This window comes from Oceanivirga salmonicida (genome assembly GCF_001517915.1).
GTDB lineage: Bacteria > Fusobacteriota > Fusobacteriia > Fusobacteriales > Leptotrichiaceae > Oceanivirga > Oceanivirga salmonicida.
The window spans coordinates 1-17,440 of the sequence record NZ_LOQI01000034.1 but is presented as its reverse complement, the minus strand read 5'-3'; the positions used below and the strand labels follow the sequence as shown (position 1 = coordinate 17,440).

At 25.1% G+C, this 17,440-nt stretch carries 17 protein-coding genes; all 17 read left to right on the top strand.

The window, feature by feature from the left end; genetic code table 11:
• Positions 1-138 precede the first annotated feature (138 nt).
• The 17 genes from AWT72_RS05115 to AWT72_RS05035 all read left to right on the top strand — a co-directional run bounded on the left by AWT72_RS05115 (position 139) and on the right by AWT72_RS05035 (position 17,382).
• Positions 139-1,434, top strand: coding sequence for a sugar ABC transporter substrate-binding protein (locus tag AWT72_RS05115; RefSeq protein ID WP_067141820.1), 1,296 nt, complete (start codon positions 139-141; stop codon positions 1,432-1,434).
• A 55-nt stretch (positions 1,435-1,489) separates the two neighbouring features.
• The gene (locus AWT72_RS05110; protein WP_067141817.1) at positions 1,490-1,915 is read left to right on the top strand and encodes a hypothetical protein; all 426 of its coding nucleotides are present in this window, start codon (positions 1,490-1,492) and stop codon (positions 1,913-1,915) included.
• Complete coding sequence (locus tag AWT72_RS09245; protein ID WP_082680557.1) at positions 1,912-3,927, top strand: carbohydrate ABC transporter permease; 2,016 nt, start codon at positions 1,912-1,914, stop codon at positions 3,925-3,927. The genes AWT72_RS05110 and AWT72_RS09245 overlap by 4 nt, the downstream gene beginning before the upstream one ends.
• Before the next feature lie 2 nt (positions 3,928-3,929).
• Complete coding sequence (locus AWT72_RS05100; RefSeq protein WP_067141815.1) at positions 3,930-4,826, top strand: sugar ABC transporter permease; 897 nt, start codon at positions 3,930-3,932, stop codon at positions 4,824-4,826.
• An 8-nt stretch (positions 4,827-4,834) separates the two neighbouring features.
• Positions 4,835-5,911, top strand: coding sequence for an ABC transporter ATP-binding protein (locus AWT72_RS05095; protein WP_067141812.1), 1,077 nt, complete (start codon positions 4,835-4,837; stop codon positions 5,909-5,911).
• Positions 5,912-5,935: 24 nt separating this feature from the next.
• Positions 5,936-6,925 carry a LacI family DNA-binding transcriptional regulator gene (locus AWT72_RS05090; RefSeq protein ID WP_067141809.1) on the top strand — a complete coding sequence of 330 codons (990 nt, stop codon included), beginning with the start codon at positions 5,936-5,938 and terminating at the stop codon, positions 6,923-6,925.
• 299 nt (positions 6,926-7,224) lie between these two features.
• Positions 7,225-7,635, top strand: a complete 411-nt coding sequence (locus AWT72_RS05085; protein ID WP_067141806.1) for a hypothetical protein — start codon at positions 7,225-7,227, stop codon at positions 7,633-7,635.
• Between the two features lie 26 nt (positions 7,636-7,661).
• Positions 7,662-8,657 (top strand): type II TA system antitoxin MqsA family protein, encoded by a 996-nt coding sequence (locus AWT72_RS05080; protein WP_067141803.1) that lies wholly within the window; start codon positions 7,662-7,664, stop codon positions 8,655-8,657.
• Between the two features lie 126 nt (positions 8,658-8,783).
• Positions 8,784-9,659: a hypothetical protein gene (locus AWT72_RS05075; RefSeq protein ID WP_067141800.1), complete on the top strand. Its 876-nt coding sequence runs from the start codon at positions 8,784-8,786 to the stop codon at positions 9,657-9,659.
• A gap of 109 nt (positions 9,660-9,768) precedes the next feature.
• A complete protein-coding gene (locus AWT72_RS05070) occupies positions 9,769-10,365 on the top strand; it encodes an ABC transporter permease (RefSeq protein WP_067141797.1) in 597 nt (198 codons plus the stop codon).
• Complete coding sequence (locus AWT72_RS05065) at positions 10,358-11,233, top strand: glycine betaine ABC transporter substrate-binding protein (RefSeq protein WP_067141794.1); 876 nt, start codon at positions 10,358-10,360, stop codon at positions 11,231-11,233. Before AWT72_RS05070 ends, AWT72_RS05065 begins: the two co-directional genes overlap by 8 nt.
• Positions 11,226-12,002, top strand: a complete 777-nt coding sequence (locus AWT72_RS05060; protein WP_067141791.1) for an ATP-binding cassette domain-containing protein — start codon at positions 11,226-11,228, stop codon at positions 12,000-12,002. The genes AWT72_RS05065 and AWT72_RS05060 overlap by 8 nt, the downstream gene beginning before the upstream one ends.
• Positions 11,999-12,619 carry an ABC transporter permease gene (locus AWT72_RS05055; protein ID WP_067141788.1) on the top strand — a complete coding sequence of 207 codons (621 nt, stop codon included), beginning with the start codon at positions 11,999-12,001 and terminating at the stop codon, positions 12,617-12,619. Before AWT72_RS05060 ends, AWT72_RS05055 begins: the two co-directional genes overlap by 4 nt.
• The gene (locus AWT72_RS05050) at positions 12,582-13,931 is read left to right on the top strand and encodes an alanine/glycine:cation symporter family protein (RefSeq protein ID WP_067141785.1); all 1,350 of its coding nucleotides are present in this window, start codon (positions 12,582-12,584) and stop codon (positions 13,929-13,931) included. The genes AWT72_RS05055 and AWT72_RS05050 overlap by 38 nt, the downstream gene beginning before the upstream one ends.
• A 51-nt stretch (positions 13,932-13,982) precedes the next feature.
• Entirely contained in the window at positions 13,983-14,996 is a 1,014-nt protein-coding gene (gene adhP, locus AWT72_RS05045) for an alcohol dehydrogenase AdhP (protein WP_067141782.1), read from the top strand.
• A gap of 162 nt (positions 14,997-15,158) precedes the next feature.
• A complete protein-coding gene (locus AWT72_RS05040) occupies positions 15,159-15,890 on the top strand; it encodes an ABC transporter ATP-binding protein (protein WP_067141779.1) in 732 nt (243 codons plus the stop codon).
• Positions 15,874-17,382: a hypothetical protein gene (locus tag AWT72_RS05035; protein ID WP_067141776.1), complete on the top strand. Its 1,509-nt coding sequence runs from the start codon at positions 15,874-15,876 to the stop codon at positions 17,380-17,382. Before AWT72_RS05040 ends, AWT72_RS05035 begins: the two co-directional genes overlap by 17 nt.
• Positions 17,383-17,440 lie beyond the last annotated feature (58 nt).

Below are 17,440 nucleotides of genomic sequence, written 5' to 3'. Positions count from 1 at the left end.
AATGATATGGAGTTTTACATTTTTTTTATAAAAAATGTAAAAACTTTATTGACAAATAAGAAAATCAAGGTATAATTGTTATTGAAATCGGTTACTGAAAACGGTTGCCAAAAATGAAAAAAAATTATAGGAGGAAATATGAAAAAGAAATTGAGTTATTTAGTATTAGCAGCATTGTCATTAGTAGGTTTAGTTTCATGTGGTTCAAAAGAAGAAGCAGCAAAGACTGAAATTACAGTACAAGTAGAACCAAGTTGGAAACCATACTATGAAGAAGTTATTAAAAAGGTTATGGAAAGTCATCCTAATGCAGAAATCAAAATAAAAGAAGCAGGGTCATTCGATCAATTAGATTTAATAGATTCAACTGATGTAACAAATCCTGATATAGCAGATGTATTTGCATTCCCATTAGATAGATTAACTGGATTAGCTCAAAAGGGAGCATTGGCTGGTTTTGATGCTAAGGCATTAGCAGATAAAGTTGGTGGATTTGGAGATTACGATAATGGTTTAGGTGGACAATTAAAACTTAATGATGAGTATTTAGGATTCCCTTTAAATATTGAAACATTAGTAACATTTGTAAATACAGCAAATGCAAAGGCCAATGGAATAGATTTTTCTAAACCAGTAGATATATCAAATGCAAAAGTTAATGAAGTATTAATTCCATTATTTAATGCTTGGTGGGGTGTAGCTGTAACTAATGGTGCTGATATAGAATTATTAGGTATGAAAGATGGTAAATTTTATTCAGATTTAACTAAGAACTATGAAGATTTAACTGACTCGCAAAGAAAAGCAATAGATGGATTGTATGAATATTGGAAAATAAATGCAGATGCAAAAACAAGTATATTTGATAATAAAGCGGCTTATGGATACATGGATGAACAATTTAAAGTTGGAAATAAAGGATCTATAAAAGTATCAGGACCATGGGATGTACCTAATTTTATGAAACAAACTAATGAAGGAAAAGATTTAGAAATCTTACCATTAAGTCAAATCACTTTAAACGGACAAGCATTAAAACACTGGAAAGGTGGTTGGGCATTAGGAATAAATGCTAGAATAGAAGAAGACAAAGCAAAACTTGAATTAGCACAAGACTTAATTGCAGAAATAATGAATAGAGATAATGCGGTTAAATTCTTTGAAGTAACTGGTAAAATAATGCCACATGTAACTAAAGAAGTTTTTGAAAATTCTGAATTAAGCGACATAAATAAAAAAGTTGTTGCCTCAGTAATTTCTTCATATAATGAATCAGTTGCAAGACCATTATTTATTGAATGGGGTAAAGTATGGCAAACTTGGGAAAATGGTATACTATCATGGAATACAGCAAAACCTAAAAATGCACAAGAAGCTTATAAAGAATTAAGTGCTTCATTTAAGGCAATGATGGAAAATATAGAAAATAAATAGAAGAAAATAAAAAGGGGTAGAAGTTTCTTCTACCTCTTATTTTTTTAGGAGTAAAATGAATAAGAATTTTATGATATCTTTTAAACAATTAGTGGTAATATTATTTTTAATATTTTGTATAATAATTAGTGAGAGTTTAAAATATTTGTTTATAGCAAAAGATATTGATTTAATGAATGAATTTATAAAAAGTTCAAATTATATATTAGGTCAAAAAGATTATCTTTTATCAAATATTATAAGTTATTTCTTTATTATTATAAATTATGTTATATTAGCACTTTTTTCATATTTTACAAGAAATAAAGTGAAAATAGGTGTGATTTATAAAGCAACATATTTTTTTATAATAATAGCAAGTTTATTATATCAAATTTTATTAAATAGAAATATTTATTATAATTATATAGGTATAATATTGCAAGTAATATTATTACTATATGTTTTAAATTTAAAAAAAGATAAGGGAGGCAAATTATGATTAGTGAATTTGTTTATGATAGCTATGGAGTAGAGCATAAAAGAAAAAATTTGTATCTACTTGATAAAGCTAAGGGATTAAAACCAAATAAAAAGCAACATCCTTATATTCAAGAATTATCTAAATTTAAAGAAGCAGAAAAAGCTTTTAAAATTGATTTAGAAAAGAAACTTTCAGATTTTAAAAAGAATTTAGATAATGTTGATGGGAAAATGAAAAAAATTGCCATTAGAAAAGAAAAGGCAAGATTAAATCATGAATTTTATAGTAAATATTATGATTTAACATATGATGCAAGTATGGTTGTAGATATTTCAAAGTTAGAATTATCAATGTTAGAAAGAATAATAAAAACTTATGACACAACTAAACAACAATTACAAGATTTTAGAAAAGAATTAGAAAATGTAAATTCTGAAATAGAGACAAGAGAAGAATTAAATTATAAAAAAGAAATAGAAAAAAGAGAGAAATTATTTAAAGTTGAAAAGGAAAAATTACTTAAACTAAAAAAAGATGGTATTATTTCTAATAAAGCCTATTTAAACTCAATAAAATCAATAAAAATAAAAAATAAAGATGAGTTAGAAGTTATTAAACTAAATATACCATCTGTATTAATTAAAGCAAAAATAAAAAGTAATGAATACGCACTTAAAAATAACTATAAAAATATGTTAAATATATTGGAATCTGATATATCTGATGTTAGAAGAAGAACACCAATAGAAGTTGGAAGAGTTAATAAATTTTTACCAATTATGACATTTTTATTACCAGGTTTAGGACAATTTATAAACAAACAATACTTTAAATCAATTTTATTTGCGTTATTAGGATTATTTACATATATTATTGCAATACCATATTCAATAGGTTATGGAAATTATCAAGGTCAAGGAATTTATGGACTTTATACACTTGCAAGTAATGGTTCTAAAATAGATAAATCTATGATATTTATGATAGAAGGAATAATTGCTTTAATGCTTATATGTTTTGTTATAGCAATATATTATTTTACATATAAAGATATAAAAAATGTACTAGACTCTGAACTTAAAGGTATTAGACCTATGACTTATTTTGAAACAATAGAATCATTAAAAGAAGAAGGATTACCTTATATAGTTTCAGTTATAGCATTTGTACTTATATTATTTATAGTAATAGTGCCAATAACTACAACATTACTTTTATCATTTACAGGTATGGATCCTTACCATCAATCTAAATTTTCTTGGGTAGGATTTGAAAACTATAAATTATTATTAAGTGCTAGTGGAGTTGCAGGTGGACCGTTCTGGTTAATTATAGGATGGACTTTAATGTGGACATTAGGAGCAACAACATCAGCAATATTTGTCGGATTTATGTTAGCGATAATAGCGAATAATGATAGAATAAAAGGAAAGAAATTTTTCAGAACAATATTCTTACTACCTTGGGCTGTACCAGGATTTATAACAATTATGTATTTTAGTATAATGACAAGTCCATCAGGAAGTATATCAATATTATTACAAAAAATAACAGGAGTAGATATTTTAATTAAAAATAGTCCTACTTATACAAGAATATTTTTAATATTAATGCAAACTTGGCTTGGAAGTTCCTATGTATTCTTATTATCAACAGGGGTATTACAAGCAATACCAAGCGATTTATATGAAGCAGCAGATATAGATGGCTCTAGTTCATGGAAGAAGTTATCAAGAATAACTATACCATTAGTATTATTCCAAACTGCACCATTGCTTATATCTCAATATACATTTAATTTTAATAATTTCTCTATAATTTACCTATTTAATGAAGGTGGACCTTTCTTACCTACTAAATATGGTAATATTGCAGGAGCGAGTGATTTATTGATTTCATATATATATAAATTAACTATAAAGAGTCAATACCAATCAGCAGGAGCAGCTATTACAATATTTATATCAATAGCACTTATGGTGGTTGCTTATGTAGGATTTAAAAATTCTAAGGCATTTAAGGAGGATTAATTATGTTATTCAAGAAAAAGAAAAAATCTGATTTATATTTATCAGATAAACCACCTTTATCATTAGCAGGTAAAATATCACTTGCTATAAGTTATGCCATTTTAATAGCGTGGGCTATAATAATTATAATACCTTTATTTGAAATGATACAAAGTTCATTTAATGGTTCACAAGGTAAAAATATTATAGCAAATACAAAGTTTGTATTTTCATTAAAACATTTTAAATATTTATTAAATAATACTTTATTTTTAAGATGGGTAGTTAACACTTTATATGTCGCAATAACAACAGCAGTATTAAATTTAATAGTGGTATCTTTAACAGGGTATGTTTATTCAAGATATAGATTTAGTGGTAGAAAAAAATCTCTTATGGCTATAATGTTAATACAAGTTGTTCCAGCATTTGGTGGAATAGTAGCATATTTTACATTATTCCAAATAATATCATCAGTAGTACCTATATTTAGTAGACAATTAATGTTGATACTAATATATGCAATAGGTGGAATAGCAACTAATACCTTCATACTAAAAGGATATATTGATTCAATTTCAATGGAATTAGATGAAGCAGCAAAAATAGATGGTTGTTCTAGCCTTAAAGTTTATAGATTAATAATAATGCCTATAGCGAGACCTATGCTTGCAATAATAGCACTTTGGTCATTTATAGGGCCATTTATGGATTATTTATTACCAAGTGTACTTTTAACTAATCCAAAGAGTTATACATTAGCAGCAGGATTATTTACGCTAATAAATGATGAAAGAACATTTAATCAAACAGCATTTGCTGCAGGTGGGCTACTTACAGCAATACCAATAGTTTTACTATTTATGTTCTTACAAAAAGAATTAGTATCAGGATTAACAAAAGGTTCAGTTAAAGGTTAGGAGGAAAAATGAAAGTTACTTTAAAAAATTTAGGTAAAAAATATGAAGGTAGAGATGCATTTACTATAAGAAATATAGATTTAGAAATAGAAGATAAAGATTTTTGTGTAATATTAGGGTCAAGTGGTTGTGGGAAGTCTACATTATTAAGAATGATAGCAGGTCTTAACTCAATAACAGAAGGAGAACTAATATTTGGAAACAAGGTTGTTAATAAATTAGCATCAAAAGATAGAGATATAGCAATGGTTTTCCAATCATATGCACTATATCCACATATGACTGTATATGATAATATGGCTTTTTCATTAGCGATGAGAAAAATAGATAAAAAAATTATACATGATAGAGTAAAAGAAGCAGCACAAGTTCTAAAAATAGAAGATTATCTATACTCAAGACCATCAGATATATCAGGTGGACAAAGACAAAGGGTAGCACTAGGTCGTGCAATAGTTAGAAAACCTAAGATATTTTTAATGGATGAGCCATTATCAAACTTAGATGCTAAACTAAGAGAACACATGAGAGTAGAATTAGTTAGAATTCATAAGAGTTTAGAAACAACAACTATATATGTAACACATGATCAAACAGAAGCAATGACTATGGCTACTAAAATTGTTTTATTAGATAAAGGTGTTATACAACAAGTAGGAAAACCAGAGGAATTTTATAACAAGCCAGCAAATATGTTTGTTGCTAAATTTATAGGTTCACCTACTATGAATTTAGTAAGTGGAAGTATAAAAAATGGAAAATTTGTGAGTGATAATGGAGAAATAGTATTGGAAACACCAGAACATATAAGTAAAACTTATGAAGGTCAAATTATTACAGTAGGTATAAGAAGTGAAAGATTTTTATCTAAAGAATCAGATAAAAATAGTTTTACTGCAAAAATAGATGTTATTGAAATGTTAGGTAAAGAAAAATCAATATATGTTAAATTAAAAGATGATACTCAAATAATAATAACAGTACCAGGGCATTTTGAATACAATGTTGGGGAATATCATAAGTTTACATTTGATTTAGAAGCATTACATTGGTTTGCAGAAGATGGAAATAGAATAGAAAAATAGAATATAAGAAAAATGGAGAAAAAAATGAGTGAAGTTACTATAAAAGATGTCGCAAAATTAGCCCGAGTTAGCAAGGCAACTGTTTCAAGAGTAGTGTCTAAAAGTCATTTAGTTAGTGATGAAACTCGTGAAAAAGTAGAACGGGCTATAGAAGAACTAAATTATATACCAAATTCTGTAGCACAGTCTTTGAGTAAAAGTAGTAGTAGAATTTTGGGAATAGTATTAAATTCAGATGATATAAACCCATTACTTAATAATACTTTTTTTGGAGAAGTCTTAAATGATATTAGTACATATTTAATAGAAAATAATTACTATAGTCTATACATACATTGTGAAAATAGTGAAAAGGAAAAAGAGTATATAGACTTTTTAATAAAAAGCAGAAGAGTAGATGGTCTAATATTTTTAAGAGCATCTGAAAACGAAACTATATTTAAATATTTAGATAGTATAAATTTTCCTTTTTCAATAATTGGAAGACCAAGTGATACTAAAAAATATTTATGGGTAGATAATGATAATGTTAAGTCTAGTTATAATATAACAAAATCGCTTTTAGATAAAGGTCATAGAAACATTTGTTTTATTGGGGGGAGCAAAAAATTAAATGTTACTAAAAATAGATTTAATGGCTATAAAGATGCTTTATTAGAGTATAACATTAAAGTTAAAAATAGTTTGGTAATAGAATCTGAATTTGATGAAACTGATACTTTAAATAAATTAAATAAAATATTAGAAAAAAATAAAATAGATGCTATCGTAACAACAGATGATATATTTGCAATAGCAGCAACTAATCTACTATATAACTTAAATATGAATAATATAGAAGTTACAGGTTATAATAATTCATATTTAAGGAAATTTGCTAAACAAAATTTTTTAACAGTAGATATAAATGTAAAAAAATTAGGAATAGCATCTTGTGATTTACTAATAAAGAAAATTAATAAAAAAATTATTAGAAAAAATTATACTATAATAGATACTAAAATTATATATTAATTTTTAAATAAATTAAGGGAGAGATATATGATGAAAAAATTAAGATTAATAATAGAAAAAAACTATCATATTTATTAAGATAGGATATGTAAAATTTTAATCATTTTTTCATAAGAACTGATAAAGCACTAGTTATGTATTTAATTAGTGCTTTTTAGATATAAAATAAAAAAATGAAAATATATTATAAACTAATAATATGTATTTGGGTGCTTTTTTTGAAAATGTATCAATTGATACATTTTTTGTTGACAGATATAAAAAAATAGGGTATTATTATATTACAAAGAGGTGATACGATGAAACCATACTATAATCAAAATTATACAAAAAAAGACATAGATAAAGTTTTAGAAAAAATAAAAAAATGTATCATTAATAATAATTATATTATATCCATGAATGAAAATCGCAAAGAAAATATTGATTTTATTAATGAATATAATATTCGTAGTGATAAGCAAAAACAAATCTTATTAAAACTTAAAACAAATGATTTTTGTCATACCTTACAAAATACAAAACTTGGATATGAACATGAAGTGTTATATGTTTTTGTACCAAGGGTAAATTTATTTAATTCTGATGATATAGAAAAAATTATAGATATTTATATAAAATTTAATATTATTGATATTTCAAATGGAAATCGTGTGGTGGTAATTTCTTTTCATAAACGAAACAAGCCAATAGATTATCTATTTAGATAATTTAAAATTTGAAAGGGGTCATTGTTATGAATAATAAAAAAATATTTTGCGAAGAATGTAGAAAAGATACTGATTTTGTTTTTATAAAAAAACAAATGCTTGGGACTATTAAAGGAGAAACTTACACATATATAGGGAAAGTTTCCTATTGTAATGAGTGTAAGTCAGAAGTTTATGTGAATGAGATTAATGATTTTAATTTGAAAGCATTATATGATAAGTATAGAGAGAAAAATGATATTATTTCTTTAAATAAGATATTAGAAATAAGTTTAAAGTATGATATTGGGAAACGCCCTTTATCATTATTATTAGGGTGGGGAGAACAAACTTTTTCTCGTTATTGTGATGGAGATATTCCAACAAAACAGTATTCTGATATACTTAAAAAAATTTACGAAGACCCCAAGTTTTACAATCAAATTCTTGAAGAAAATAAAAAAAATTTGAAAACAGAATTGTCATATAGAAAAAGTAAAATGGCAGTTGAAAAATTTCTTATTAACACTTTAAATGAAAATTCAAAAATTAATATGGTTATTAAATATTTATTGAATAAATGTGAAGATATTACTCCATTAGCACTTCAAAAATCTTTATATTATATTCAGGGATTTTATTATGCATTCTATAATAAATTTTTATTTGTAGAAGAATGTCAGGCTTGGACACATGGACCTGTTTATCCAGATATATATTCAAAGTATAGAGATTATAGATTTGACCCTATTAAGACTAATGTAGAAATTGATGATACAATATTTTCATCATCAGAATTAGCAGTTTTGGAAAGCGTAGTTAAAAATATTTGTTGTTATAGTGGAAAGGTGTTAGAAAAATTCACGCATTCAGAGACTCCGTGGTTATTAGCTAGGGGAGAACTTAAAGAAATAGAACCATCTAATGAAATAGTAAATAAAGAAGATATTGGAAAATATTTTAAAAGTATCATAGAAAAGTATAATATGATAAATCCTAATGATATTAGAGCATATGCTCAAACAATGTTTGAACAAATTTAATATATTTGAAAATATCTGTTTGTTATAAACATGACACATATTTTTTTGTATACTCTTGTTTATAATATTCTTAGATTATTTTTCTAAAATATTGAAAACATATTAAAAAATAAATAAGGGGCTTAAATGAAAATAAAATTTAAAATTATTGATATGCAAAAAAAATCTATTCCTAAAATAGCATTATTATTTTTGCTTTTATTGCCTACGATAAATTATCTTTTTATAATATACATATTACTTCTATTATCTCTAATAGTGTTTCAAATAGTAGCATATTTTATAATACGATTTTTTATAAAAATAGAAATAGAATTTTTGGAAAATGAATTACATATAATAAAAAGAAAAAAAATTTTAAAGATAAGGTATAGAGATATCAGAATGATTAAAATTTCAAAAAATGTATTTGGAACTAAAAATATTTCTATAAATTTTTATCCGATTGGAATTGGAATAATATTATGGGAATTATTTGGAGATTTAATTAGTTTTGGTAGAATAATGATTTTAATGCATAATTCTATTTTGCTGCCTAATGTAGTTAATTATGATGAAATATTAAATAAATTAAGTGAAAAAACTGATATAAATTTTAATGAAAATTGTACTACAAAGTTAAGTTATAAATATTCATTAAAACATTATTTAGCAAGTTTAAGTTTAGATTTGTATGGCTTTTATTTAATGGCAATCTTAATATTACATTTTGAAATGGAGTGGTTGGAGTATGTTCCATTAATACCAATTTATATAATAATCTTATACATATTAACAAGTTTAAAAGTTTTTAATAATAATGAATATTTTGCTAGTATTGGAGATATTATATTGAAAATTGAATCAAAAAATGAAATATATATTTTTACTGATGATTTTGAAGTTGATAAAAATAAATTAAATATAAAGGTATTTTACCCACAAATAAAATCAAAAGAAGTTGTAAGTGATATTGCATTTAGAAATTATGAGGGTATACCTAAAACATTTACTATAGAATAATTAAAAAATATGTGTTAAATTTTATAATCCACATATTTTTTTTATACACACTTGTTTAATAATGGTCTAAAATGCTATAATATACAAAATGTTAAATGGAGGTATAGTTTTGAGCGATATATATACATACTTATTAGAGCATCTTTTTTTAAGTTTTACGTCTATAAGTTTGGCTTTTATAATTTCGGTGCCTATAAGTTATTTGTGTTATAAATATAATTATATAGAAAAAATATCTTTTTTTAGTATACAAGTATTTAGGATTATACCTAGTATAGCAATACTATTTATACTAATACCAATAATAGGTGTAGGGTATGTGCCAGCGATAATATCATTAGTTTTATTAGCGTTACCATCACTTATACTTAATATGACACAAGGTTTTAAAAATTCTTATGATAAAGTAAAAGATATTCCATATTCATTGGGATTAAAGGAAATGTATATATTTATTAATATAATATTTCCTATGTCATTAACACAAATATTATTAGGATTTAAATTAGCGTTGATAGAGATAATTTCAAGTGCCACTATTGCTACTTTTATAGGAGCAGGGGGACTTGGTACATTAGTATTTACAGGACTTAGTCTTAATAGGTTTGATTTAGTACTAGTTGGAACAGTACTTATATCTATTTTATCTATATCATCTATGTTAATTTCAGATTATTTAATAAAAAGGAGAAAAAAATATGATTAAAAAAATAATGTCAGTAATTATAACAACTATAATGTTAGTCGGTTGTGGTTCAAATAGTGAAAAAGTAAAAATAGGTTCAAAGAATTTTACGGAAAGTTTAGTAATTGCAGAAATTTATGCACAGGCTCTTGAAAAAGAAAATATAGAAGTAGAAAGAGTATTTAATATTTCAGGAACATTAGTACATAAGGCTATAATCAATAAAGATATAGATTTATACCCAGAATATACTGGTACAGGTTTATTATCAATATTAAAATTACCATTAGAAACAGACCCACAAAAGGTGTATGAAATAGTAAAAAAAGAATATAAAGAAAAATTTAATATTAAATGGTTAGAACTAACTAAGGTTCATGATGGACAAGGTTTAGTTGTAAGAACTGAAATTGCAGAAAAATATAATATATATACTATTAGTGATTTACAAAAAAATGCTGATAAGATAAGATTTGCAACACAAGGAGAATTTCATAAAAGAGAAGATGCCTTACCATTATTAGAAAAAGTATATGGTAAGTTTAATTGGCAATCTTTTAAATTATATAGTAATGAATTAAAGTATAGTGTTTTAGAAAGTGATAGTGCAGATTCTACTATAGTTTATACAACAGAGGGAAGTTTAGTTAAAAAAGATAAATTTACACTTTTAAAAGATGACAAAAATGCTTGGCCACCATATAATTTAGTTGCCATTGTAAGAGAAGATACTTTAGAAAAAAATTCAAAAATAGAAGAAATTCTAAATGAAGTTGGTAAAAAACTTAATAGTGAAATTGTAATAAAATTAAACGCTATGGTAGATATAGGTGGCATAGATTATGAAACTGTTGCCAAGAAATTTTTAAATGGGAGTATAGATGAATAAAAAAGTTGCTATTGAATTTGAGAATGTAGGAAAAACATATACGGTTAATAAAAACGAAGCAATAAAAAATATAAATTTTAAAATATATGAAGGAGAATTTGTAACTATATTAGGTAGTTCAGGTTGTGGTAAGACTACTATACTTAAAATGATAAATAAGTTAATTATGGCTAGTAGTGGGAATGTGTATGTTCAAAATGAAAATGTTAATGATAAAGATACATTAGAACTTAGAAGAAGTATAGGCTATGTAATACAAGAAATAGGATTATTTCCACATCTTAATATATTTGAAAACATTTCTATATTATTGAATGTATTAAAAAAAGACAAATTAGAAATTGAAAATAGAGTTAAAGAATTAATGGAATTAATAGATTTAGATTATGATAAATATTCTAAGTTGTATCCTAATCAATTATCAGGGGGTCAAAAACAGCGTGTAGGTGTAGCAAGGGCATTAGCAAGTAATCCTAATATTATGTTGTTAGATGAGCCTTTTGGTGCATTAGATGCTATTACAAGAATTTATTTACAAAAGGAAATAAAAAAAATACATAAAGAATTATCACATAAAACTTTTGTTTTAATAACTCATGATATAAGTGAAGCACTATTATTAGGAAGTAGGGTTCTTATCATGAATAATGGTAAAATAGAGCAGTTTGACACACCCAAAAATATATTAAAAAATCCCAAAACCGATTTTGTTAAAGATTTATTAAATGCTGTAAGAGATCAATTTGATGTTTGGAGAGAGTATCAATGAAATACTTAAATCTTAGTTTAGAACATATATATTTAGTATCAGTAGCACTTATTATAGCACTAGTTATATCAGTATTATTGGTATATATTTCTAGTAAAAATAAAAAATTTAAAAAACTTATTTTAAATTTAACTACAATTACATATGCAATACCTAGTTTATCGTTTTTTTCATTATTAATACCTTTAACAGGTCTTGGTAAAACAGCAGTTATTATAGTGCTTTCTATATATGCACAATATATATTAGTTAGAAGTTTTATAACTTTGTTAGACCATTTTGATAAAAATTTATTATTAGCTGCAAAAGCAGTAGGTTTAGATGATAAAACTATATTTTTTAAAATAAAATTACCTTTACTTGAAAATGATATATTTAATAGCATAAAAATTAGTATAAGCACTTTAATATCAATAGCTAATATAGGTTCAATAGTTAATGCTGGTGGACTAGGGGTATTAGTTTTTAATGGATTAAGAAATATGAGTGCTTTAAAAATATTTATAGCAATAATTTTAAATGCAATAGTATATATAATATTTAGCATTATAATACAAATAATCAGAAATGGAGTAAGGTATGCAAATCATAAATATAATAATAACAGTAGCCAATAAAATTTTATGGGATAAAAATATATTGGTGGTGTTATTAATAGGGATTTCTTTATACTTTACTATTAGAACTAAATTTATGCAATTTAGGTTATTGCCAACAATATTAAAAGAAATAACTAAAAATGAAAAAGGAGAAAACGGAGTAAGTTCTGTTGAAAGTCTTTTATTAACAACAGCATCAAGAGTAGGAGCGGGAAATATTGCAGGAGTAGTTGCAGCAATTTCAGTTGGGGGTGCAGGTTCAATATTTTGGATGTGGTTAGTTGCGTTATTAGTATCAGCGACTGCATTTATAGAATCAACATTATCTGTTATGTATAGAAGCACTAAACAAGATGGAAATTATGTAGGTGGAACTCCTTTTATATTAAAACAAAGACTTAATATGCCTAAATTAGGTATAATATATGCTGTTTTTTCTATAATTTGTTATTTAGGTGTTACACAAATAATGTCTAATTCAATAACAGACTCTATAACTAGTATTTATAGTATAGATGGTGTAAATTTAAAAATAGTTATAGCAGTTTTACTTTCACTTTTAGTTGCAATGATATTATTTAATAAAAAAGAAAGTCAAGAGCATATAATAACGGTAGTAAATAAATTAGTGCCTATAATGGCAGTAATATATGTAATATTTTTTATATATGTAGTAATTATAAGTTTTAATGAAATACCTGGTATGTTTCACACAATATTTTATGAAGCATTTGGGGGAAAACAATTTTTAGGTGGAACTTTTGGAGTGGCGATAATGTACGGAGTGAAAAGAGGGCTATTTTCTAATGAAGCAGGTTCTGGAAACTCAAATTATGCAGCAGCATCTGTACATAATGAAGATGCAGTAAAACAAGGATTTATTCAAATGTTTGGAGTATTTATAGATACCTTAGTTATATGTAGTGCAACAGCATTTATTGTTTTATTAGCACCAAAATCAAATTTAACTGGTATGGCCTTATTCCAACATTCAGTTACACACCATATAGGAAAATTTGGTGCTACATTAGTAATAGTTTTAATGTTCTTTTTTTGTATGAGTACTATATTAGCAGTAGTATATTATGGAAATAGTGCTATATACTATATTGGGACTAATAAGTATTTGATACCAATTTATCAATTAATGATAATACTAATGGTATATGTTGGTGGGACCAAAAAAGACTTGTTTGTTTGGTCTTTAGCAGATTTTGGATTAGGATTTATGACCCTTATAAATATTATGGTATTATTGCTAATAGGAGAAGAAAGTATTATAAAACTTAAAGAATACGAAAAAACAGTTAGTGAAAAAGTTGACAAATGAATAAAATAAGTATATAATGTTCTTGAAAGATTAAGAATTAGGGGGAATTTTATGAAAGCAGTAGTAGTAAACGAAAAAGGAAACGGAATTGCCGTTGTTGAAAAAAAATTAAGAGCATTAGAATATGGAGAAGCATTAGTAGATGTTGAATTTTGTGGAGTATGTCATACAGATTTACATGTTGCAAATAGTGATTTTGGAAATGTTTCAGGAACAGTATTAGGACATGAGGGTATAGGTGTAGTTAAAGAATTAGGGCCTGGTGTTAAATCATTAAAAATTGGAGATAGAGTAAGTATAGCATGGTTCTTTGAAGGTTGTGGTTCATGTGAATATTGTAATACAGGAAAAGAAACTTTATGTAGAAAAGTTAAAAATGCAGGATATTCTGTTGATGGTGGAATGGCACAAGAATGTATAGTTACAGCAGATTACGCAGTGAAAGTACCAGAAGGATTAGATCCAGCCCAAGCAAGTAGTATAACTTGTGCAGGAGTTACAACATATGCAGCAATAAAAGCAGCTGATTTAAAACCTGGTCAATGGATAGTAATGTATGGTGCAGGTGGACTTGGTAATTTAGGAGTTCAATATGCTAAAAAAGTGTTTGGAGCACATGTTATAGCAGTAGACATTAATGATGATAAATTAGAATTAGCTAAAAAATGTGGGGCAGATATAGTAATAAATGGTAAAAATACTGACCCTGTAAAATATATACAAGAACATGTAGGTGGAGCACATTCAGCAGTAGTTACAGCAGTATCTAAGGTTGCATTTAATCAAGCAGTTGATTCAGTTAGACCAGCTGGAAAAGTTGTAGCAGTAGGATTACCTTCAGAAACTATGGATGTTTCAATAGTTAAAACAGTTTTAGATGGTATACAAATCATAGGTTCACTAGTTGGAACTAGAAAAGATTTAGAAGAAGCATTCCAATTTGGTGCTGAGGGATTAGTTGTTCCTGTTGTTGAAAAAAGATCTATAGAAGATGCTTATGATATTTTTAAAGAAATGGAAGAAGGAACTATAACAGGTCGTATGGTTATAGATATGAAAAAATAGTTATTAAGTTTAGTAATATTATAATAAATGTGAAAGGGACTATCAAAGATAGTTTCTTTTTTTTTGAAAATTTAATTAATATTTATTTGAGTTGTCCCCTAGTAAAATGCTAGATTTAGGGGTATAATACTGTGAGAATATAAAAAATGAAAAGAGGCAAACATGATAGTAATTAAAAACTTGACTAAGCGTTTTGGAAAGAAAAAGGCTGTTAATAACCTAAATGTTGAAATAAAAGATGGCACAGTTGTTGCATTTATAGGTCATAATGGAGCAGGTAAAACTACTACTCTTAATATGATGTCAGGTATATTACCAATAGATGAAGGTGAAATTATATTAAATGGTAAAACTATTAAAGATAAAGATTATAAGAGAGAATTTACAGTAGTATTTGATAATCCTGACCATTATTTATATTTAACAGCAATGGAATATTTTCAGTTTATAACTGATATATATGAAGTTGATAAAGATGAAGTAGAGACTAAAATAACTAATTTAGCAAATGAATTTGGAATAACAGAAGTATTACATGAAAATATCGAATCATTTTCACATGGTATGAGACAAAAAGTTATGATAATAGGGGCATTATTAGTAAATCCTAATATATGGATTTTAGATGAACCATTAACTGGGTTAGACCCCATAGCATCATTTAAATTGAAAGAATTAATGAAAGAACATGCAAGAAAAGGAAATATTGTACTATTTTCAACACATGTATTAGAAGTAGCAGAAAAATTATGTGATAGTATAATTATAATAAAAGAGGGTTCTAGTATATTTCAAGGAACATTAGAACAAATAAAACAAAATTACCCTGATAAAAATTTAGAAGAAATTTTCCTTACTATGATGGGAGTATCTAATAATGGACAGACAAATTAAATCTTTAATTAAGATGATGAAAAAAAGTTATATTGGGAATACAACAGGAAAAGTTGAATTTTTCAAAAAACATGATATACTGGCAAAGCTATTAGTTTCATTATTTATAGGACTACTTTTATTTACAGTAACGGACAAAAATATTGATATAGATTTAAAATTAAAAATATGTATGATAATACTCGTAACTTCATTCATATACTTTAATGCAGGTGAAATAACTTATTTTTTAGTAGATTTTAATATATATAAAAATTTAATATTTATGCCTGTAAGTATAAGAAAAATAGTTAAGTCTAATTTAATGGTATATATGACAGACCAATTCCCTAATTCCTTAATAACTATATTTGCAATGATAATACCATATATTTTAAATATAGAAGTTATAAGTTTTGAAACTATAATTAAATTTGTTATCACATTTTTTATATATGCGTATTTAATTATGGGTCTAATATATATGATATTTATTATTTTATTCATTGTTTTAATAGGTATATTTAATATTAAAATGGTTAAAACAATATTTAAATCATTAAATATTATGGTTACAGCAATTGCATATATTATATATTCATTTTTTATTAAAAAAGGTTATGGAATAATACCATATAAAATAAATTTAAGTACAGCATTAGTATTTATAATATTGTCTACAATAATATTAATTGCTACATATAGATTACATGCCAGTTTTTATGCAAAAAACTTATATGAATTGGCAAATTTAAAAGAAAATGCAGAAAAAAGAGAGAGTGAATTTAGTAGTAAAAAAATAAGTAATGTGAATGCTTTGGCTAAGTTAGATAATAAGTTACTAAGTAGAAAATTAAAAAGTATTATAATATCAACGATAACTAGTTTTATATTTATTATGGGATTTTTAATTTACCCAGTATTGAAAGATATAAAAATTGATAATATAGAAAGCAGTACTAAATTATCACTGATATTCACATATTTAGTTTTTAACTTTATGTTTATAAATACATATAATATATTTTTGACTATGCCAATAAGTAGATTTGCTATGGAATTTAATCATTTAAAGATGATGCTAACTAATCTTAATGACTTAATATATTTAAATATTAGAAGAGCTATATTATTGAATTTAATACCAAGTATATTTTCAGTTGTTGTTATAGTTATAAAATTTGATATAAATTTAATAGAAATCATTTTAATTTTGATAATGATAATATTAATAAATATATTTAATATTGTATATACACTGTTAAATATTATAGCATATAAGCCTAATGTTAATATAACTGAATATAAACAATTAGCACAAGTAAATTCATATAAAGCATTTTTAACTTTCATAGGTATAACAATTCTTAATGGAATATTTTCAGGTCTAGTATATGCTTTTGGTAATATTATATTTGCCATACAATTAGGAGTGTTCGCAATATTTACAATGCGAAAGGTTTATTTATTATCAAAAATTAATGAAAAATTAGAATTAATTTATAGAAGTTAATATGTTACCAATTTTTAAAATTTCTAAATGAAATTTTTCTGTGAAGGCTCACTTAAAA